Source organism: Microbulbifer agarilyticus, assembly GCF_019800665.1.
In the GTDB taxonomy this organism is placed as follows: Bacteria; Pseudomonadota; Gammaproteobacteria; order Pseudomonadales; family Cellvibrionaceae; genus Microbulbifer; species Microbulbifer agarilyticus_C.
This window is the reverse complement of the sequence record NZ_JAHVKO010000003.1, coordinates 708,347-728,150: the sequence shown is the minus strand read 5'-3', so window position 1 is coordinate 728,150 and position 19,804 is coordinate 708,347. Positions and strand designations below refer to the sequence as shown.

The window sequence follows — 19,804 nt, the reverse complement described above, 5'->3', positions numbered from 1 at the left end:
GAAATTTACAATGAAAAAATTTGCGCTTCGCTCTCTCGTTGCGGCCGCGGCTCTGGCAGCCTCAACTTCGGTATCTGCTGCTAATGACGGAAGCAACGGCCTGACCTCGCAAGGTGACCTGCTTATCACCCTGGAAATTGATCAGCTGATTTCCATTGGCGGTCTAGATGACATCGTCCTCGCTCAAGACCCCACTACCCTGCAGTACACAGGTGTGAGTGACTTCTGCGTTGGCGGCCTGGCCACTACCAACTACGACGTAACCTTGGCAGGTAGCGGCTCAACCTTCGAACTTACCGATGGCGGATCCGGTGGCGATCCTGTGCCTTACTCTGTGTCTTACGATCACGATAATGACGCAAGTGATGGCACTGTAGCCACACATAATGACCCGATCAGCTACACCTCTGTAACCCTCAATGATTTGGGCTGCACCGGCGCAGGTGGAACAGGCAATACCAACAACGCCCAGATCTTGATCAGCGTTGCGCCCTCTGATATTCCCAACAATGCAGCAGCAGACTACACCGACACCCTGACTGTCACCGTTGCAGCTAAATAATTAGACTTTGAAGTGCGCTAGTCTTTGCTCTGAGGCTAGCGCCTCAACGCCCTCAATGAAAAGTGTCCTGTGGAAGTTGGTTTGTAGCGCTGCGATTTTGGCATGTGCTGTACCTGCCTGCGCCGCCGCTGCGACATTTTCCATGGAAACCGCTACACCATCGGGTTTTGAAGATCTTACTGAACCCACTCCGCTAGTGGTGGACATTTACTATGGCGGTCGACTTCTGAGCGAAAACCAGAAGGCGATGGTTAGCCCCTCTACAATTACCTTTCAGAACCCAGAGCAAATTCTCCAACTGCTCCCCGAAACTTCCCAGCCAAGCAACGTACTACAACGCTTGAAGCAAACGCTCACCAGCAATAGTCATTTGGCATGTCGAAACTATAACCGGGATCGCTGCGGCGTAGTGCCAGCGGAAGTATTGGAAGTTATTTACGATTCAGACCTTTTCCGGGTCGATATTTTCATTGGTGCTGACTACCTCACACCAAATGCGGTAATGGAAGATCCTTATCTACCACCTGCATCCAATCGCTTTGCTGTAAGCCAACAATTTTCCGGAAATTGGTCAGGCTCGCAAAGTTCAAGTAATAGCAATCGATTGGATACACAAAGTTACACTCTGTACTCGGATTCAATTGTCAGTTTCGGCGAGTCCTCTGTGCGTGGAAGCTGGTCCTACAGCGACAACCCCAACTTTGCAGATTCGCAATCACAACTCCAGATTTCCGATCTGTTCTGGACAAGAGACTATCGTGGCAAGGCGGTTTCTGTTGGGCTATTTCGTCCCATGGGTAACAGCAGCCGCTTTACAGGATTCGGCAGCCTGTACGGTGTCGAATTCTATCGTTCGGACAATACACGGCTTGATGGAAATCTGAGTTCTGGAACGCCGATCGAAGTTCATATGCCGGTACGCGGCAGGATCGAAGTCTACCGGGAAGAACGCCTGATCCACAGTGAGATGCTAGAGGCGGGGAACCAGCTCATTAGTACTACGAGCTTCCCTTCCGGGGCATACGATATTCGAGTGGTGACCTATTCAGAGCAGGGGCGCGCACTTGATGAGTTCGAACAGTTTTTTGCCAAAGACTCACGACTCCCCCCAGCAGGCGAGTGGCAGTGGAATTTGATGGCGGGCGCACCTGCAGAAAGCAGTCTGAACCAGCAGATTCCCGAACTCTCTGAGCAAGTGCTCGTGCAAGCTGGTCTTGGCCGCCGACTGGCCGACAACTTTGGACTGTTTGGTGGCGTGACTGCGGCAGAAGAAGCGCAAGTATTTGAACTTGGTGGGCGCTGGGTTACACCCTATTTTGAGGTAACCCCTGAACTTGTAGCCACCAGTTCTGGCAATACTGGGGCCAGGATAAATTTCACCTTACGCAGCCAATGGGCCACATTGAATTATCAGGAAGCCCGCATAGATAATCCCGAGCGGGCGGATACGAGCAACCTGCTCATTTCAACCAATAACTTTCGAACTGCGTCGCTCAATGTTCCTGTTGGACGTGGTCGTTTTAACGCCCGCTATACCGAGCGTGATTTAGGTGTCGCTATTGACGACCCGCAGTTGCTCTTGCCTGATCGAGCGCTTACTGGAAACCGCTTGCAAACCCTGGAGTTTCATCACCCCATCCTCCGCAATCGTCACTGGAATGGGGATTTTCGGCTTGGCTACAGCGAAAGTGACGCAGCTGAACTCTGGAGTATGAGCTTCCAGTTCCGCTATAACACCGGCCATTGGAACAACAATAGTTATATTCGTGCTGAATCCAACGCGTTCGATGAAGACCGTTACTTTGCGGGCGTGAGTAGTAACTGGAACGATGGTGATTTATGGCCAGCGGAAGTCCAACAACAATTAAACCTTGAAGGCAGCAAAGACAGCAGCGTCCTGCGTAGTTTGACTCGCATCTCTGGACGCAGGGGAAGCTTAACCTCAAACATCAATTACCTGTCTGAAGTCACGGATACACTGAGCTATACGGGCGGCTTCAATACTACATTTGCCAGCGATGGCGATTACTTCTCCTGGGGTGGAGAAAGTAGCTACAACACTAGCGTCCTGGTCGATATTGATGGCGCAGAGGAAGATAATTTCGAAGTACTGGTGAACGGAAGCCGACGCGGCTATGCCAAAGGTGGAGAGCAATCGCTTATTAGCGTTCCCTCATTCGAGAGCTACGAGATTTCAGTAAAACCACTCGGCGATGGCTTTTACGACTATCTGGATAGCACCGAGATCGTTACTGTCTATCCAGGAAACATGGCCAGCACACAATATGAGATCAAAACGCTCGTACTGGTGCTGGGCAAACTCGTCCGCGACGAAAAGCCCGTCGCGGGTGCCACCTTCCGTATTGGTGACCAGAAGACAAAAACTGATGACAATGGCATTTTCCAGCTTGAATATTATGCCGCTCCGGGTAAAAGAAACTTCACCTATATCATCTGGAACGATTGCGAAGTGCCACTCGAGAAACTGCTCGGGGACCGAAGCTGGCTGAACCTGGGGACGATCGATCTGAACAAGGCAAGTTGTGATTTTGACCAGGAGGGGCAGCCACTTGCGTCAACTCACTAAACTATTTCTGCTGTTATTAGCGCTAACGCTCTTGTCCGGCAATAAAGCCTTTGCCAATGACTATTGCTCCGTCGACTTTGCGCTCAGGGTTTGCAATCTGGATGGCGGGACACTGGATCAACAGTACGCAACCGGTACTGGGGAAAGCGCCGACCTGAATTTTGAACTGCAAAGCTGTAAGTGGCAGTCCAACAAGAGTGCCTGCCACCCATCCAACTTCCTCGCCTATCTCGTGTCTATTACCGCAGATAATGACGGAACGAACTTCTTATTGACAGGCCCCGGTAATGTTACGCTGCCGGTATCCATCACTTATACCGATGCGACCAATTTCAGCGCTGCCATTCCCGCGGATGGCAGCGAGGTGGAAATGAACGGCACTAACACCTTACAAGCGGTAGCGATTACCGTAACGGTGGATCCGCTCGCTACTCAAGGACTGGCTCCCGGCACTTACAGCGCACCATTTACATTCTCAGCCCGCCAAACCGGCGGCTGTGGCAGCAGTGGTTGCACCGAATTCAACGATATCGCTTTTACCGTAAACGTCACCATTCCCTCACAAATTGTCGTGAGGCGACTGAATGATATTCCGCTTACCCGCCCCTCCAGTGCCAGCCAACCGATCTTTCAGCGGGAGGATATTTGTGTTGGCGGAACGGGGTTCAGTGAATACAACGTGTCATTCTTGAGTGAAAATGGCACGACCGGGACCGGCGGAGGAAGTTACCCGTTTCAGCTCAATGGCAGCAATACTGCGGATGTGATGCCATACGAGGTCGCGTTTGCAGGATCAGTCTCAGCGGGTAGCGGAACGTCCGCTGCGAGTGACGGCACCGTACCGGGTACCTTCACCCGCACAACCGACCTTTCCTGCAATCTCGATAATGCGACCATCTTTATCACGGTACAGGCCTCTGACTGGACGAGTGCCGTCGACACGCAATATACCGATACCTTGCACATTACGGTGACGCCAGAGTAACGCCCGGCGCGTTACAGCGGCAGTTTTACGGTTTCTGATTTATCGCCATCAAACGCGCGGACTTCCAAATAGCCACCTTTTTTATCCAAAGGAATCAGCTTTTCCGCGCCCGGGTACAGTCTTCCAGCCAGCTCGACTGGTGAACACTGCTGCTCAGATACACAGTGCTGAACGCCAATGATTTCCGCATTCACGGCGCCGTTGTTTTTCAGTTTGATCTGGTCGCCAGAGTGTTCGAGCTGCAATGCATAGGTTCCGCCGACCGGCTGCACAAAAATCAGCGCCTGAAATGCGACCAGCACTTTTAGGCCCGATGCCTCGGTGGTGATTTCTCCTACCACCGGCTTAAAGGTCACCCGATAGACCCGTTCCCGCTCGATTCCAGATTCGACATTCATCAAGCGAAAACGCTTTTGTGCCCCTGCGGGAATCACGGCCTTGCTGGGGCTAATCAACAATTTAAAGTCTTCGGGATTCACAACAGGGACAAGCTTTTCATCTTCTGTCCCCGGGTTATCCACGCGGAATACTTCTGTCTGGACATACAGAGTTTCCTGATCGGGGTTGTAAACAACGATGTCTTCCCGCGCATTGGGAATCGCGTCCATGTGGACGATCATTTTATCCAGAGACATCGCCGACCATGCCGGGCCGGCCACGCAGATAAGCAGAACTGCCAAAAGCTTTTTCATAATCCGCTACTAGCTAAATCCTTTCGTATTTTTAGCCATTTTAAGGGGCTGGTGCGGATAAACAACCAGAAAAATTTTGGATTTTTTAGGGGCTATTCAGGCTCTATTCAGCGGCGATAAGCACTTGTTTTGATGAAGGCTGCTCGCCATCCCACGAGGGGAGAGGGATACAGGTTTTACCACCGGAAAAACGATGTGAATGGTAGCCCTCTGGCATTGCCGACTCGGAGTCTGACACAAGCCAAATTACCCGAAAGGTAGCTCTGGGGAAGTGGCGTAAACACAGCGTGGGGGAAGTCGCGGCATGATGTCCGGAAAACTGAACGGATGTACGCTCAGCATTGGCAGCAAGGGAGTCTGAATCTTCGAGCGTGACGCTGGGAGGCAGTGTCAGGCTTATGCGAACGGTTCCTGTGGCCGTTTCTCCAACACTGCTGGCAACCGCAAACTCAGCCACCCCCAATACCTGTCCCAGTACTAGCCCCAATACTACAAGAGGCAGTAACAGTACCCTACGCCACGAGCATAATTTCGCCGTTTTCTTCCACGGGACAACCTTCGCGAATGAGACTTCAGATGCCAGTGCCAACTTCAATACCTCTAACACAGCGATGCGAGCCTCTTTCAGTGTAGGCGGCGTGTCTCGAACGATTTGATCGTGGAATAACGCAGTGGAAAGTTGGCGTCAAAGCATGCGCCACCGGTTCCTTGCAAGCGGCCACACAGCAACTATTTTTCAATTAGAGATTTTGCGGTATCTCCCTCCTTTTCCACACAATAAGGCTACGCCTGGCGGGAACCCCTATCGATGTTGATTGCGCACTTGGGCGACAAAATCCACCATCCGGAAAATACCCTTGCCGCCTTCGAGGCCGCCCACGGTCTTGGCGCCTGCGCCATCGCTACCGAAGTACAGTTCAGCAAGAACCTGACACCCTGGTGCTGTACCGGGGATGGCATGCAGTTCCCTCAGGCCGCGATCTCGGCGCCGCTGGGCTGCCTGAAAGATAAAGACCTCAGGACTCTGCCTCTCAGTAGCTTTCAGCAGCTGGTGGACTGGGCTAATCGCCACCGCCATCTCGAGTGGTTTGTGGAACTGAATCCCGACACTTTGGCGCAGATCGGCGCAGAGAAGGCCATTGAGCGCCTGCTGGAAGACATTCACGGCCCTGCGGACAATTTCGTTCTACTTACTTCGGACCTGCGCAGTCTGCGACTGGCGCGCAATCTGGGTTTTGATGTTGTGGCACTACGGGTGCCGAGCGTGTCCCATTGCCTGTCTGCGGAAGTGGTTACCCTGGCACCGGATTACTTGCTGATTGATCAGGCGGCGGTGGATTGCCAGGAGCTGCCCCCCGGCCCCTGGCAATGGGTGGTGCATGAAATCAATACCACACAAGGTGCGGTGCACTGGCGCCACCGGGGTGCCCACCATATTCTCACCGGCAACCTGCCGCTGCTAATGCGCTCGCGCGAGGCCAGCAATGTCTACGGAATATGATGTTCTGGTTGTCGGGGCAGGTATTCAGGGAGCGGGCGTTGCCGAAGCGCTGACGGCCGAGGGCTTCCGCGTTGCCATCCTCGAACAGGAGGCCATCGCCTGTGGCACGTCTTCACGCTCGTCCAAACTGATCCACGGCGGACTGCGCTATTTGGAAAGCGGCCAACTCTCGCTGGTGCGGGAATGCCTGAACGAGCGTCGCTGGCTGCTCACCCACAAGCCAGACCTGGTGCATATGGTGCCGTTTATGATCCCGGTGTACCGGCACAGCCGCCGTGCACCCTGGAAGATCAGACTCGGGCTAAGCCTGTACGCACTGCTGGCCGGGGTGTTTTCTTCGCAATCCCGCTTTCGCAAGATAAGTATCCACGACCATCAGGCCCTCTCGGGACTGAATAGTGATGACCTGATTGCGGTGTACCGCTATTTCGATGCGCAGACCGATGATGCAGCGCTAACCCAGGAAGTCATCCGCACCGCGGAACGCGGTGGCGCGGAGTTGATTTGCCCGGGAAGCCTGGTCGGCGCGGAAGTCACCGACCGCTTCGTGCGTGCGGATTATTTCCATCAGGGGCAGTTAAACACCCTGCACTGTCGCGTGCTGGTGAATTGCACCGGCCCGTGGATTAGTGAGACCAACAGCAAGTGCTCCCCCGGCGCCAAGCTGCCGCCACTGGAGCTGGTGGCAGGCACCCATATTCAGGTACCGCTGAAAATCTCCAATAAGATTTTTTATGTGGAAGCAGAAGACGGTCGCGCGGTGTTTGTGATGCCCTGGCAAGGCGAAACCCTAATAGGCACCACCGAGCGCCCCTACCATGGCAATCCTTCCGAGGTAAAACCGACGCTCGAGGAAAAGGCGTACCTGTTGCGGACCCTGAAACAGTACTTTCCGGAAACCCGCCCGCTGCAGTTAAGTGAGCTCAGCGACAGCTGGGCTGGCTTGCGTGTATTGCCAGGCGCCAATAACAACCCCTTTTCACGCAGCCGCGAAACCATGATTTGCTGCGACGATGACAAGCACCCGCGCATCGTCGCGGTGGCAGGCGGCAAACTCACCAGTTACCGAGCGACCGCGCGCAGCGTACTGAAGAAATTGCGACCGCAACTGGAGTCAAACCGTGACTGGAGCCCTGCGGCAATGGCCTCGGAACAGAGCAGCAAGGAAGGAGCCAAGGAGCGTAACCTCTAGGTAGTTGACTAGGTACTTGATGCCCTACTGCCTGTTATACTGCGGGCAGAATTTCCCCCTGATTTGCTGTTTATGTCCGACGCACCCTCTTCTTCCCCATCTTCCTCGCCTACGGTAACGGATCCGGCCTCGCGCCCGACCTCCGGCACCGCCACTGCGGTATCCCATCGTTTTTGCACCGCACCGCTGATGGATTGGAGCGACCGCCACTGCCGCTACTTCTGGCGCCTGTTCGGTAAAAATGCCCTGCTGTACACGGAAATGGTGACCACTGGTGCGATCTTGTTTGGTGACCAGCAGAGCCACCTGGACTTTAACGTGGAGGAGCAGCCGGTTGCGCTGCAGCTCGGTGGCAGCGACCCGAAAGACCTGGCGCGCTGCGCGGAAATTGCCGAGCAATGGGGCTACAGCGAACTGAACCTGAACTGCGGCTGCCCCAGTGACCGGGTGAAAAAAGGCCGCTTCGGTGCCTGCCTGATGGCAGAGCCGGACCTGGTGGCAGAATGCCTGGGTGCCATGCGCGGAGCGGTTTCGATCCCGGTGACGGTAAAGCACCGCATCGGTATCGACGATATGGAAGACTACCCGGGGCTGACACGCTTTGTGGAAGCACAGGCCCGGGCCGGAATCACCACCTTCATCGTGCACGCGCGCAAAGCTTGGCTGAATGGCCTGAGTCCAAAGGAGAACCGCGAGATACCACCGCTTAAATACGACATGGTGTACCAGCTGAAGAAGGATTATCCGGAGCTGGAAATTGTGTTGAACGGTGGCATCAACTCGATTGAAGAGTGCCAGCAACATCTACAGCTGCTGGATGGTGTTATGCTCGGGCGCGCAGCGTATCAGACGCCAGCGCTGCTGGCTGATGTGGACGCAGCCCTGTTTGGCGGCGAACCGGGGCCAACCCCGGCACAAGTCGTGCACCAGATGTTGCCGTATATTGAGCGGGAGCTGACGAAAGGACAGCACCTGAAACACATTACCCGCCATATGATGGGTCTGTTTCAGGGTGTGCCCGGCGCACGCCGCTTCCGCCGCCACTTGAGCGAGCGCGCCCACAAGGCGGGCGCCGGACCGGAAGTACTGGAGCAGGCGCTTGGCCTGGTGAGCAGCGCCGCCTGAGCGCAAGAACGATTTTGAATACAGGTTTTAACGATAAGGACGTGGGGACGAAATGAACAAACTGGAACAACTCAAGAAACGCAGCCTGGTGGTTGCCGATACCGGCGATATCGAAGCTATCCGCCGCTATCAGCCGCAGGATGCGACCACCAACCCGTCCCTGCTTTTGAAAGCCGCCCAACTGCCACAGTATCAGCAGCACGTAAAAGACGCCTTGGCCTGGGCGGAATCTCAGGGTGGCGATGTGATCGCTCAGGCTTCCATGAAGCTGGCAGTGTCCATCGGCAAGGAAATTCTGCAGATCGTCCCCGGCTTGGTTTCCACCGAAGTCGACGCACGCCTGTCTTTTGATACCCGCGCCAGCGTGGAGTACGCCCGCCGTCTGATCACCCTGTACGAACAGGAAGGCGTGGGCCGCGAGCGCGTGCTGATCAAGCTGGCCTCCACCTGGGAAGGCATTGCCGCCGCCTCGCTGCTGGAGAAGGAAGGCATCCACTGCAACCTCACGCTGCTGTTCAGCCAGTGCCAGGCGGTGGCCTGTGCCGAAGCCGGCGTCACCCTGATCTCCCCGTTCGTGGGCCGCATTCTCGACTGGTACAAGGCCAGTACCGGGCGCGATGACTACACTGCAGAGGATGACCCCGGCGTATTGTCGGTAGCCAGCATCTACGAATACTACAAATCCCGCGGTTACCCCACCATCGTGATGGGTGCCAGCTTCCGCAACACCGGAGAAATTGAAGCCTTGGCCGGCTGCGACCGACTCACCATCAGCCCGCAGTTGCTGCAGGAACTGCAGGACGATGAAGGCGAGCTGGCTAGTGGCCTGAATGAAGACGTTGTGCCGCAGGCAAAACCGGAGCAGCCGTTGTCGGAAGCGGAATTCCGCTACCAGCTGAACGCCGATGCCATGGCCACAGAGAAGCTTGCCGAGGGTATCCGCAACTTTGTCGCGGACCAGCTCAAGCTGGAAGCGCTGCTTGAGGAAGCGCGTTAATTCAGCGCGCTCTTCATGGCGCCCTTCCGCGCACCCTGCAACCAAGACACACAATCAGGAGCACACCACCATGCTGCATCAGCTTCGCAAACTGTTCGAACAGATTGGCGCTGGCGAAAGTGTGGAGGTGCGCCCGGAAAAAAATGTGCGCATGATCAGCGCTGCGCTCATGGCGGAGATTGCCACCGCAGACCAGAAGGTAGATGCGCGCGAGCGCAGCGCCCTGGTACGACTGTTGCGGGACCACTATCAGCTGGATGAAGCCACCGCCGAGGACATGGTGGAGCGTGCGCTCACCGAGCGCAACGAGGCTACCTCACTGTACGAATTCACCCAGACGGTGAACGACAACTTCAGTGAACGGGACAAGTACCTGCTGGTAAAGCAGATGTGGGTCGTGGCCTTTGCCGACGGGGAAATTGACGCGTTCGAGGAGCACCTGATTCGACGGGTGGCGGAGCTGATTTACCTGCCCCATGGCCTGTTTACCCGCGCCCGCGCAGAAGCTCGGGACGAGTCGCAGCTGGACGCGGATTAGATTAACTCCAAGAGATTACCCTCGAAGAGAGGCGAGAAGGATTAGAAAGGAGTTAGTGGTTCGCGGCAGACTTTTGCTCGGTATCCGCATGAGACTTGGTGGCGTGCTCGGTCTCGAGTGCATGCACCAAATCGCGGAAAGTCTCTTCGTTCTGCTCGTTCATGCTCATCAGCACTTTATGCGCTTCCAGCACCATTTCACGGGCACTGTGCTCATCCGGTGCGTGGCATTGCAGAGGTGCAGGGCTCGCCTGGTAGGCATCATTATCGGCGTCGCCGGAAATTTCCATCAGCTCCTCAAAGCCCATGGAATCCAACAGGTGTAGCAGGCCGCGGTCTTCACACAGCACAACCGGCTTGTTGCCGTTGCTCGCTTCGCAGCGGAAAGCAATTTTCGCCATCAAACCCAGGGTGGTACTGTCGACGCCTTCCGCGTCGTGCATATCAAACACCACACCGCGAAAGTCACTGTGCGAAAACATCTTGTCGATAAAGTTATCGAAAGAAGTACACAGATTGAGGCGCACATCACCCACCAGTTTGACGACATAAATGCCCTGGTGGTCACCAACCATTATCTGCCCGGACTGCATAGTTGACCTCAAGCACACCCTGCCTTGATCCCAGGCGAAGGTGCGAGACGGTTAAGTTGCGGCTTTTAACCGCAGCACGCTTCCTTGTGCGTCGCTGGTGCAAACAATGCGAACGGGTGCCAATGCTTGGTGCGCCCGTGCCGATTGAATGCCCTTAGTTTGGCGGAGCTTACTCCTGCCCGACAGCGCTGACAAGACCAGTGTGACTCCCCCTGTGGGTAACCACAGAAAATCAGGCTATTCAGGGGATTTAAGCCACAAGATCAGTCTCGTACAGCTCTGCTGAACCTCACATGAACCGAGAACCAACGGCTGTATGAAAGTATGAAGCAATAACCGGGCCGAGTGGTGACCGGCAGGCCATATGACCCAATAGAAAAGCTTAGTCCGCGACAGGGTCCTGTCGCATGGTAAGAATGGCAATATCGTCCGGTAGCGATTCGGCGGTATCCACCTTGAGGGCCGCACACAGACTGTTGAGGTCACCGCGGCTTGTGTCGATCATCTTCAGCAGCGCCTCCTCTTTTTCCAGCAGGTTGCCCTCCAGCAATTCCAGCACGCCGTCGGAGCAGGTCACCAGTCGCCAGCAGGCTGGCAGTGCAAGGTGGCGCACCTCCCAACCTCCGCGGTGGAACAGCCCGAGCGGACGGCCCTTACCAGGCAACCAGTGTGCCCCTTCTTCTGTAACCAGCGCCGGCATCGGCACCTGACCAGCAACCGCATAGTGCAGCTGGCGCGCACGGCTATCCACTACACCGACAAACATACTCGCGTGCTTGTCGAGACTGGTGGCCACCAGCTCCGCATTGATCATTTCCAGAACGGCGGTGATGTCCTGATCGATGGTGTCGAGCTGGCTGAACAATGGGCGCTCGCGCAACAGGTGCATGATGCTGTGCTTGATCAGCGCGGTGATCAGCGCCGAGGACACGCCGTGTCCCGAAACATCCACCAGGTAAAACGCAACAAATCGCTCGCCGAATAGGCCGTAGTCGACGAAGTCACCACTCAGGTACAACGACGGCAGCAAACGGTAGGCCGCCTCGATTCCCGCAGGATACTGGTAGGGACTGCGTGGCAGCAGATGCTGCTGAAGTTGACGGCCCGCCTCGTGATCCCGCTGCAGGAGTTCAATATGCTCCTGCATTTCGCGGTTACGGTCCTCCAGCTCTTCGCGGTAGGCACGGTTCTGCTCGGTGAGTTTTCTCGATTCGGCAACTCGAGTAATCGCGTGATCAATCACCCCGTCATCGGCAATGGGCTTTAACAGGTAGTCGCTGGCGCCAAGGCGCAGTGCCTGCACCACATCATTTACCGCACTGTCGGAGGCGACCACCACCACCGGGGTTTCGGCGCACAGCCCCTTCACCTTGCGCAGTACTTCGAGCCCACCCATATCCGGCAGGTGCAGGTCGGTGATCACCAGCTCAAATTTATGCGGGTCAAAACTGGCAATCGCGTCCAGGCCGCAATGCACCAGTGTTACCGTGTAACCAAGTCGCGAGAGAGAATTTTGTAATTGGCCGCAGCAGGGTTGATCGGGATCGATCAGCAGCAGGCAGTGACGCTCGCTGACGCTTTCGGCGGCGTCAGCGGGTGCGTCGGTCAGAGAGGAGGACCGGGTTGTGTCCGATGCCGTATCAGAAATCGTATTCATCCATATCGCCGCCGAAGTCGTCTTCCTGTTCACCATCGTTGATCAGGTACTCTCGGCGCTGCAGGTAGGCATCGCGCATTAACACATAGCGGTCGCGATCACCCTGCAGCAGGGATTCCGCTTGCAGCAGGCTGGCGCGAGTTTGCACCACGTTCAATAACTTGAGGGAATACTCCACCGAACTGTTATCGACGTAGGTCAACGGGTTGGTGTACCACATTACCACTTCCCCGGGCACATCACGTACCGTTGATGGTCCGAGCAGAGGAACCACCAGATAAGGACCGGAAGGTACGCCCCACACAGCCAGGGTCTGCCCAAAGTCTTCGCCATCACTGGGTTCCAGCCCCATATATTGGGCAACATCCAGTAGGCCCACCAAACCCACGGTGCTGTTGATCAGGAAGCGGCCAGTGTCGTTACTTGCCTGCCCCCATTTCCACTGCAACACGCCATTCAGCACGTTGTTGATTTCACGCAGGTTGGAGAAAAAATTGGAGACACCGGTCTGCATAAAGATCGGCGTGATCTGGCGATAACTGACCGCGGTCGGCTTCAGGAACCAGCGATCCGCGGTATCGTTAAAGCGGAACATGGCGCGGTTAAAACCTTCCCAGGGATCGCGATCTTGCGGCTCTTCCGCACTGGCAAACTCATCTGCCGGGTCAAAACCGTATTCGTCTTCAAACTCCGCGCCAAACTCACCCGAAGCATCGGTGGTCGACTCGGTATCGCCCGCACCTGCAGCGGCGGCTGCATCGCCGTCGGTGGCAAATGGATCTGCCGCAGACGCATCACTGGCGTCCGGCGTATCTGTAGCCGGTGCAGCTGCAGGGGTCTCGTTGGAAATTTCCGCGGAAGGATCGGATGATTCTTGCGCCAGTACCGGCGAAGCCGACAGGAGTAAAATCAGGGTCCACGCGGACATATGTGTGCGGCTAAGCAAATCCCTGCTCCTCGCAAATAGATGACGTTTATTCAAACCAGAGTTCTTGTTTCCGTTTGCGCAATCTTAACACCGGCATTAATGCCAGCATAGCAGCTGGCAGTTTTGGTCAATTGCGTTGAGCGGTATACCTGAAAGGGCTTAAGCTGCGCGGAAACCGGCAATAATATCGAGCTGGTGTAACTTTTGTACCAATTCCATCCCAAATCCCAGCAATTGCTCTGGCTCCGGGTGCTGCATGTCCTGCGCGAGCTGCAGTAACAGCTGGCGAGTGCTCTGTGGCGCACTGGCTTCAGCCTGGGCCTGTTCCACAAGCTGCAATAAATGCAGGGTTGCAGGGTTGGCCTCCATAAAACCAACGTCGTCTTCGCGATTGCGATATACCACCAGGCAGGTAGGCTCGGCGCCGGGCTCCGCAGGCTGGAATACAGGGCCAATTTGATGCACCGGAAAGTGGTAACTCAGGCTCCACGCAAGCGGTGACATAATTGGCGCCATATCCAACATTTCTTCTGGCGAGACGCCCACGTTCACGTCTTTCGGGAATTGTTCAGGACTCACATCCAGCGCCAGCTCCACCCATTCGTAGTGTGCCAACTCCAACATAAATGCGGGGTCCTGCTCACTGGCGGGCGTCTGCGCGCGCTCGTTCTGCAGGTAATGCAGAAACTCTTCACTGATCTGCAGGAAATAGGGACTGTGGGAGCAATGCCGCTGCACGAAGTCCCGCACCATGGCATGCCAGACATCATCCGCGATAATACTGCGCAGAACCGGAAAACCACCGGAAATAAAGGATTCAATGTTGTTGTAAATCAGATCCCGATAGATGCCCAAACGACGATCTTCGATCCCCGCGGGCGCCGCCACCTCTGCAGGCGCACGCAGATGTGCCGCAAAATAGCGCTGCATTAATTGAAAGCCGGCATCCTTTTCCACTACAGAGCCATCAATTACCTTGCTATCGCCCATGGATGACCTCCGCCCGTGGAGGCTCGGCGCTGTGCATGTGCGCTCCGGCGGCTGTCTGATACTGGCGAATCTGGTCAACTTCTTCACACAATTCCGGCAATGGCGGAATATTGAAATCTCGCTCGAGTAGTGTCGGCATCGGACCGAAGGCGGCGTAGGCTTTCTGCAGTAGCGCCCACACCGGATCAATCACCGGCGCGCCGTGGGTATCGACCTTGAGGTCTTCGGCCTCATCAAAGTGCCCCGCCACATGGACGTAGCGAATACGCTCCGCAGGTAGTCCCAGCAGGAACTGCTCGGGATCGTAGCGATGATTAATGGCGTTTACATAAATATTGTTGACGTCGAGCAACAGGTCGCAGTCGGCTTCCTGCAGTACCGCATTCAGGAATTCGAGTTCGTCCATTTCTTGGCCGGGCGCGGCGTAATAGGAAACGTTTTCCATGGCGATGCGCTGCTCGAGAATATCCTGCACCCGGCGAATTCTGCCGGCCACATAGCGCACCGCTTCTTCGGTAAACGGAATCGGCAACAAATCGTAGAGGTGCCCGTGATCCGAGCAGTAACTCAAGTGCTCGCTGTAACAGCGAATATTGTGTGTCTTTATAAAATCTTTGATTGAACGCACCAGCGCCTCATCCAGAGGCGCCGGCGACCCGATGGACAGAGAGAGTCCATGGGTGACGAACGGAAAACGCTCGGTGAATTCGCGAAACCAGCGGCCGTAACGGCCCCCTACCCCAATCCAGTTTTCCGGCGCCACTTCAAGAAAGTCGACATCGGAGGGATTGAGCGTTTCGCCCATCATCGAACGCCGCAGTCCAAGGCCTGCGCCTTGGACCGGGTATTGCCGTTGCGTATTGGTCATCATATGACTATCAGCTTATGTGCCAGGCTGAATTACCCGCCACACTTACCTTCACCACATTTACCTTCTTTCTTTTTACCTTCGCCGCACTTCCCTTCGCCGCACTTACCTTCTTTCTTTTTACCTTCGCCGCACTTCCCTTCGCCGCATTTACCTTCTTTCTTTTTACCTTCTTCGCCGCACTTACCTTCGCCGCATTTACCTTCTTTTTTCTTGCCGTGGTCATCAGCAAGCTTCAGGTTGTAACCCGCGGTCAGTTCGGTCGCGGTGAACGGGTTTGCAGCAGTGGATACGCTGAGGGTCGCGGAGGCGATAAAAGCAGCACCAACGGCCGCTGCGAGAGGCAGATTCTTCTTGTTCATGACAGATCTCCTGATCAAATACCAAAATTTAAGGCTCTTCACGCTCGCGGCGCGAACACCGCCGCTCCCGGATTATAGTTTCCCGTGAACGGGTTGCCCTCAAAGTCAGACCAATGGTTCACAATCTGAGTTCAATACCCGGTGTTCAGGCTTCCAGAACTGTGAACTTGGCCCAATAAACCGCGATTTCCTGAGCGGTTACCCAATAGTCGAGGGGCAATGGTGGTTCTTACACAAAGAGCCTAACTTTTTTTGGTATAACGCTGTCATCCATTTTCGGTGCACAAAAAAGCAGCTCAGGTACTGCTTAATCCTGAATTTCTGACCAGGTCTTACGCAATCGCTTGATCGAAACCGGCATCAGGGTTTTCAGGGTTTGTGCAAACAGGGAGACGCGAAATTCCTCCAGCATCCAACGGTACTGCAGTATGCGCGGGTCTCCAGACAGCAGCTGCAGGTCGCGCCCGGCGGCATAATCCTCATAGGGCTCGCTGGCCTGCTGGAACTCGCCGCTGAGCTTGCGATCGCGGTTCGGGTCTAGTGCCGCCTTTTCCAGACGCAGCTCTATCCCTTTCAGATAGCGGCCGTACTGCCGCAGCCACTCAAGCGGCGTATGGAATAAAAAGCCGCGATGGAAGAGCCCGGCCAACTGGTTGTTGATATCGCCCACCGCCATGGCGACGGCCAAGTTTTTCTGTTGTTTAATTTTTTTACGCAGGGGCACCAACTGCGCCAGCGCCTTGATCAGCAGTTCGCCTATTTCCTGCGCGATGGCGATCAGCTGTTCGCGCTTCTCCAGCGCCTGAACAAACTCGCTCTCACTGCGGGGCCAGTTCTCGTCCACCCAGAAACACTCACGCGCTGCCGCCATCAGAATATCGTCGGCAACCTCTTCGCGGCGCCCCAGGTCTGCGGCACTCAACCCCAGCTCTTTGCCCTTGAGCAGTTCCTTGCGCAGATATTTCACCGGTTCCGGCAGGTGTAGCAACGCGAGACGGCAAATGCCGGCGCGGGTGAAGAGCGCCGCTTCGCCCGGGTTATCCAGCAGCTTAAGATCAACGCTATCTTTGTTGGCGATCAGCGCAGGATAAGCGCGCACCTTCAGGCCACCCTGATCCAGCTGATGGGTATGCGGCAGGTCGCCGAAATTCCAACGGGTAATTCCCTCGCGCTCAAAATCATCGCCGGCGCTGGCGAGCTCTTGCTGCACACGATCGCGATAACGCGCCTGCAATTCCGGCAGGTCTCGCCCCTGATCCAGCAGGCGGCCGTTTTCATCCAGAACCTGAATATTGAAACGGTAAAAATCTTCGACACCCTGCTCGGCAGAGGCCCAGGCGTCTTCCGGGAGATCCTGCGCAGTCTGGCGCTTCAGCTCATGGGCTAGTGCCTGCCACAGCGGGATGTTGTCCGGCTGCATACGCGGCAAGGCTTTATCCACAGCAGCCGGCACCGGCACGAAGTGTTTGCGGTATTGCTTGGGCAGGTTTTTCACCAGTGCGATGCATTTATCGCGCAAAATGCCCGGCACCACCCACTGGAGGCGGGCCGCAGGCACCTGGTGCAACGCGCCTACCGGTACCTGAATACTCACACCGTCGTCGACGCTACCCGGTTCGAAGTGATAGCTGAGTGGATATTCGATACCGCCACTGGTGAGGGAATCCGGGAACTGCGCCTCGCCCACATGTCCCGCATCCTGCTGCATCATCAGGTCCCGGGGAATACACAGCAGCTGTGGATCTTTCTGCTCTGCCTGTTTGCGCCATTTTTCAAAGCCCGCCAGATTCACAATATCCGCAGGCACGCGCTCGTCGAAAAAGCGGTACACCACTTCATCGTCGACCACGATATCCCGACGACGGGACTTCGCTTCGAGGTCTTCCAGCTCTTCCTGCAGTTTCTTGAAGTGCTGGAAAAACTTGCCCTTGCCGCGATAGCGCTGCTCCACCAAGGCTTCGCGAATGAATACCTCTCGCGAGGTCACCGGGTCGAGCTTGCCGTAGTGGATGCGCTGTTTGTCGACTAACACCAGCCCGTACAGCGTCACCTTCTCAAACGCCATTACCGCGCCAGAACGCGGGTTGTAGTGGGGCTCGAAATAGTTGCGTTTAACCAAGTGCTCAGAGCAGCCCAGCACCCAGTCCGGCTCGATTTTGCCGACGGTGTGTGCAAACAAACGGCTGGTTTCAAGTAACTGCGCAGCTACCAGCCAGCGCGGCGGCTTCTTGAATTGCCCGGACCCGGGGAATACATGAAAGCGGCGATTGCGGCAGCCAAGGAACTCCTTGTTTTCATCGCGCACACCGATATTACCGAGCAGCCCCGGCAGGATCGCCTTGTGCACACTGGCGTAATCCGCGGGCTCCGGATTCATTTTCAAATCCAGATCGCGAATGGCCACCCGCAGCTGGTGGTGGATGTCTCGCCATTCGCGCAGCCGCAGCCAGGACAGGAAGTTTTTCTGACACCACTTGCGCAGCTGGTTCTGGCTGAGTTCCTGGCGCTGGGTTTCAAAGCCATCCCACAAATTCACCAGGGTGAGGAAGTCGGACTGCTCATGCAGCCACTGCTTGTGCTTCTCGTCGGAAGCCTGGCGTTTTTCTGCCGGGCGTTCGCGTGGGTCCTGCACTGCAAGCGCGCTGACAATAATCAGCAGCTCACGCAAGCTTTTGGTGGGGCCGGATTCCAGCAACATGCGCCCGAGGCGTGGGTCCAGCGGCAGGCGCGACAGCGCGCGACCCATTTTGGTTACCGCACCTTTGCTATCAACCGCTTTGAGTTCCTGCAGCAGGTTATAGCCGTCGTTGATCAGGCGCTGGTCCGGAGGATCGACGAATGGGAATTCACGAATATCGCCGATGCGTAACTGCAGCATCTGCAAAATCACCGCAGCCAGATTTGTGCGCAGGATTTCGGCATCGGTAAACTCGGGGCGCTGCACAAAGTCAGATTCTTCGTACAGGCGAATACACACACCGGCACTGACCCGGCCACAGCGGCCCGCACGCTGGTTGGCGCTGGCTTGTGAAATAGCCTCCACCGGCAAACGCTGGATTTTGCTGCGATAGCTGTAGCGGCTGATACGCGCGGTACCCGGGTCAATCACATAGCGGATACCGGGAACGGTAATCGAGGTTTCTGCCACATTAGTGGCCAGTACAATTCTGCGACCCTTGTGCGGTGCGAATACCCGGCTCTGCTCGGCCAAGCTGAGGCGGGCATACAGTGGTAGTACATCGATGTGAGGAAGCTGCGCATCGCGCAGCGCCTTGGCACATTCGCGAATTTCCCGCTCGCCACTCATAAATACCAGAACGTCGCCACCGCGACGGGGCGAGGATTTTTCCTCCTGCAGTAATTCCTCAACGGCTTCAATTACCTGCTGGTTCAGGTCTGCATCACTATCCGCGGGTGGGCGGTAGTGGATATCCACCGGGTAGGTACGCCCGGATACTTCGATAATCGGTGCGTCGTCGAAATGCCGGGAGAATTTCTCCAGGTCGATGGTCGCCGAAGTAATGATGAGCTTGAGGTCCCGGCGCTTGGGCAGAATGGTTTTCAAGTAGCCCAACAAAAAATCGATATTCAGGCTGCGCTCGTGGGCCTCATCGATGATCAGCGTATCGTAATTGTTGAGCAGCGGGTCCCGCTGGATTTCCGCGAGCAGGATACCGTCGGTCATCAATTTGATATGGGTGTGCTCGGTACTCTGGTCGGTAAAGCGCACCTGATAACCCACGGAATCCCCGAGGGACTGCCCGAGTTCTTCGGCAATACGATTGGCTACGGTGCGCGCGGCGATTCGCCGGGGCTGGGTGTGGCCAATCTGACCGACAATGCCGCGCCCCAGTTCGAGGCAGATCTTCGGCAACTGGGTGGTTTTACCGGAGCCGGTTTCACCAGCCACCACCACGACCTGATTAGCCGCAATCAACTCGGCAATTTCTTCGCGGCGCGCCACCACCGGCAGCCCTTCGGGCCACTCGACCTTGGGCAAATTCTGCTTGCGCGCCTCTACCAAAGCCACCGACTCCGTCAATTGCCCCTGCAGTTGCGCCAGCATCCGATCCGCAGGTTTGCCCTCTTTCAGGCGCCGCCGCGCATTGTTCAGGCTGCGCTTCAGGCGATAGCGGTCGCGCCCCATGCACTGCGGTAGCAACTGCACGCACTGCTGGATAACGGACTCTGGACTGGGTTGGTTTTGGGGTTCAGAACTCATGAAACG

At 56.0% G+C, this 19,804-nt stretch carries 16 protein-coding genes; 8 read left to right on the top strand and 8 right to left on the bottom strand.

The annotated features are described in order from the left end of the window. Positions 1-10: 10 nt before the first annotated feature. From KUV22_RS08725 to KUV22_RS08715, 3 genes are read left to right on the top strand one after another with little or no spacing between them, the layout of a single operon-like run. Positions 11-562: a hypothetical protein gene (locus tag KUV22_RS08725; protein ID WP_222230173.1), complete on the top strand. Its 552-nt coding sequence runs from the start codon at positions 11-13 to the stop codon at positions 560-562. Between the two features lie 55 nt (positions 563-617). Continuing rightward, a complete protein-coding gene (locus KUV22_RS08720) occupies positions 618-3,149 on the top strand; it encodes a TcfC E-set like domain-containing protein (protein ID WP_222230172.1) in 2,532 nt (843 codons plus the stop codon). Continuing rightward, positions 3,133-4,134, top strand: a complete 1,002-nt coding sequence (locus KUV22_RS08715; protein WP_222230171.1) for a hypothetical protein — start codon at positions 3,133-3,135, stop codon at positions 4,132-4,134. The genes KUV22_RS08720 and KUV22_RS08715 overlap by 17 nt, the downstream gene beginning before the upstream one ends. 11 nt (positions 4,135-4,145) lie before the next feature. On the opposite strand, the gene KUV22_RS08710 is transcribed toward KUV22_RS08715, so the two are convergent. After that, on the bottom strand, positions 4,146-4,826 hold the full coding sequence (locus KUV22_RS08710) for a fimbrial biogenesis chaperone (RefSeq protein WP_222230170.1): 681 nt from the start codon (positions 4,824-4,826) through the stop codon (positions 4,146-4,148). 808 nt (positions 4,827-5,634) lie between these two features. On the opposite strand from KUV22_RS08710, the gene KUV22_RS08705 reads away from it, so the two are divergent. From KUV22_RS08705 to KUV22_RS08685, 5 genes are all read left to right on the top strand, one after another. Beyond that, positions 5,635-6,327: a glycerophosphodiester phosphodiesterase gene (locus tag KUV22_RS08705; RefSeq protein ID WP_222230169.1), complete on the top strand. Its 693-nt coding sequence runs from the start codon at positions 5,635-5,637 to the stop codon at positions 6,325-6,327. Then, positions 6,311-7,519, top strand: coding sequence for a glycerol-3-phosphate dehydrogenase/oxidase (locus tag KUV22_RS08700; protein WP_222230168.1), 1,209 nt, complete (start codon positions 6,311-6,313; stop codon positions 7,517-7,519). Before KUV22_RS08705 ends, KUV22_RS08700 begins: the two co-directional genes overlap by 17 nt. A 72-nt stretch (positions 7,520-7,591) precedes the next feature. After that, on the top strand, positions 7,592-8,644 hold the full coding sequence (gene dusA / locus KUV22_RS08695) for a tRNA dihydrouridine(20/20a) synthase DusA (protein WP_261319283.1): 1,053 nt from the start codon (positions 7,592-7,594) through the stop codon (positions 8,642-8,644). Positions 8,645-8,696: 52 nt separating this feature from the next. Beyond that, positions 8,697-9,641, top strand: a complete 945-nt coding sequence (gene tal / locus KUV22_RS08690; RefSeq protein WP_222230167.1) for a transaldolase — start codon at positions 8,697-8,699, stop codon at positions 9,639-9,641. 70 nt (positions 9,642-9,711) lie between these two features. Continuing rightward, on the top strand, positions 9,712-10,179 hold the full coding sequence (locus tag KUV22_RS08685) for a tellurite resistance TerB family protein (RefSeq protein ID WP_222230166.1): 468 nt from the start codon (positions 9,712-9,714) through the stop codon (positions 10,177-10,179). A gap of 52 nt (positions 10,180-10,231) precedes the next feature. On the opposite strand, the gene KUV22_RS08680 is transcribed toward KUV22_RS08685, so the two are convergent. The 7 genes from KUV22_RS08680 to hrpA all read right to left on the bottom strand — a co-directional run bounded on the left by KUV22_RS08680 (position 10,232) and on the right by hrpA (position 19,798). Next, on the bottom strand, positions 10,232-10,771 hold the full coding sequence (locus KUV22_RS08680; RefSeq protein WP_222230164.1) for an STAS domain-containing protein: 540 nt from the start codon (positions 10,769-10,771) through the stop codon (positions 10,232-10,234). A gap of 382 nt (positions 10,772-11,153) precedes the next feature. Continuing rightward, positions 11,154-12,428, bottom strand: a complete 1,275-nt coding sequence (locus KUV22_RS08675) for a SpoIIE family protein phosphatase (protein ID WP_261319282.1) — start codon at positions 12,426-12,428, stop codon at positions 11,154-11,156. Then, complete coding sequence (locus KUV22_RS08670) at positions 12,412-13,374, bottom strand: MlaA family lipoprotein (RefSeq protein WP_261319281.1); 963 nt, start codon at positions 13,372-13,374, stop codon at positions 12,412-12,414. Before KUV22_RS08670 ends, KUV22_RS08675 begins: the two co-directional genes overlap by 17 nt. A 141-nt stretch (positions 13,375-13,515) precedes the next feature. After that, positions 13,516-14,346: an HvfC family RiPP maturation protein gene (locus KUV22_RS08665; protein ID WP_222230162.1), complete on the bottom strand. Its 831-nt coding sequence runs from the start codon at positions 14,344-14,346 to the stop codon at positions 13,516-13,518. Continuing rightward, on the bottom strand, positions 14,336-15,217 hold the full coding sequence (locus tag KUV22_RS08660) for an HvfB family MNIO-type RiPP peptide maturase (protein WP_222230160.1): 882 nt from the start codon (positions 15,215-15,217) through the stop codon (positions 14,336-14,338). Before KUV22_RS08660 ends, KUV22_RS08665 begins: the two co-directional genes overlap by 11 nt. A 29-nt stretch (positions 15,218-15,246) precedes the next feature. After that, positions 15,247-15,576: an HvfA family oxazolone/thioamide-modified RiPP metallophore gene (locus KUV22_RS08655; protein WP_077401193.1), complete on the bottom strand. Its 330-nt coding sequence runs from the start codon at positions 15,574-15,576 to the stop codon at positions 15,247-15,249. A 307-nt stretch (positions 15,577-15,883) separates the two neighbouring features. Beyond that, positions 15,884-19,798, bottom strand: a complete 3,915-nt coding sequence (gene hrpA / locus KUV22_RS08650; RefSeq protein WP_222230159.1) for an ATP-dependent RNA helicase HrpA — start codon at positions 19,796-19,798, stop codon at positions 15,884-15,886. Positions 19,799-19,804: the final 6 nt, after the last annotated feature.

Bases quoted from the DNA above. Each gene is read 5' to 3' on its own strand.
- KUV22_RS08655 (WP_077401193.1), bottom strand. From the start codon at position 15,576: ATGAACAAGAAGAATCTGCCTCTCGCAGCGGCCGTTGGTGCTGCTTTT.
- dusA (WP_261319283.1), top strand. From the start codon at position 7,592: ATGTCCGACGCACCCTCTTCTTCCCCATCTTCCTCGCCTACGGTAACG.
- KUV22_RS08705 (WP_222230169.1), top strand. From the start codon at position 5,635: ATGTTGATTGCGCACTTGGGCGACAAAATCCACCATCCGGAAAATACC.
- KUV22_RS08725 (WP_222230173.1), top strand. From the start codon at position 11: ATGAAAAAATTTGCGCTTCGCTCTCTCGTTGCGGCCGCGGCTCTGGCA.
- KUV22_RS08680 (WP_222230164.1), bottom strand. From the start codon at position 10,771: ATGCAGTCCGGGCAGATAATGGTTGGTGACCACCAGGGCATTTATGTC.
- KUV22_RS08685 (WP_222230166.1), top strand. From the start codon at position 9,712: ATGCTGCATCAGCTTCGCAAACTGTTCGAACAGATTGGCGCTGGCGAA.
- KUV22_RS08700 (WP_222230168.1), top strand. From the start codon at position 6,311: ATGTCTACGGAATATGATGTTCTGGTTGTCGGGGCAGGTATTCAGGGA.
- hrpA (WP_222230159.1), bottom strand. From the start codon at position 19,798: ATGAGTTCTGAACCCCAAAACCAACCCAGTCCAGAGTCCGTTATCCAG.
- KUV22_RS08660 (WP_222230160.1), bottom strand. From the start codon at position 15,217: ATGATGACCAATACGCAACGGCAATACCCGGTCCAAGGCGCAGGCCTT.
- KUV22_RS08665 (WP_222230162.1), bottom strand. From the start codon at position 14,346: ATGGGCGATAGCAAGGTAATTGATGGCTCTGTAGTGGAAAAGGATGCC.
- tal (WP_222230167.1), top strand. From the start codon at position 8,697: ATGAACAAACTGGAACAACTCAAGAAACGCAGCCTGGTGGTTGCCGAT.
- KUV22_RS08675 (WP_261319282.1), bottom strand. From the start codon at position 12,428: ATGAATACGATTTCTGATACGGCATCGGACACAACCCGGTCCTCCTCT.
- KUV22_RS08720 (WP_222230172.1), top strand. From the start codon at position 618: ATGAAAAGTGTCCTGTGGAAGTTGGTTTGTAGCGCTGCGATTTTGGCA.
- KUV22_RS08710 (WP_222230170.1), bottom strand. From the start codon at position 4,826: ATGAAAAAGCTTTTGGCAGTTCTGCTTATCTGCGTGGCCGGCCCGGCA.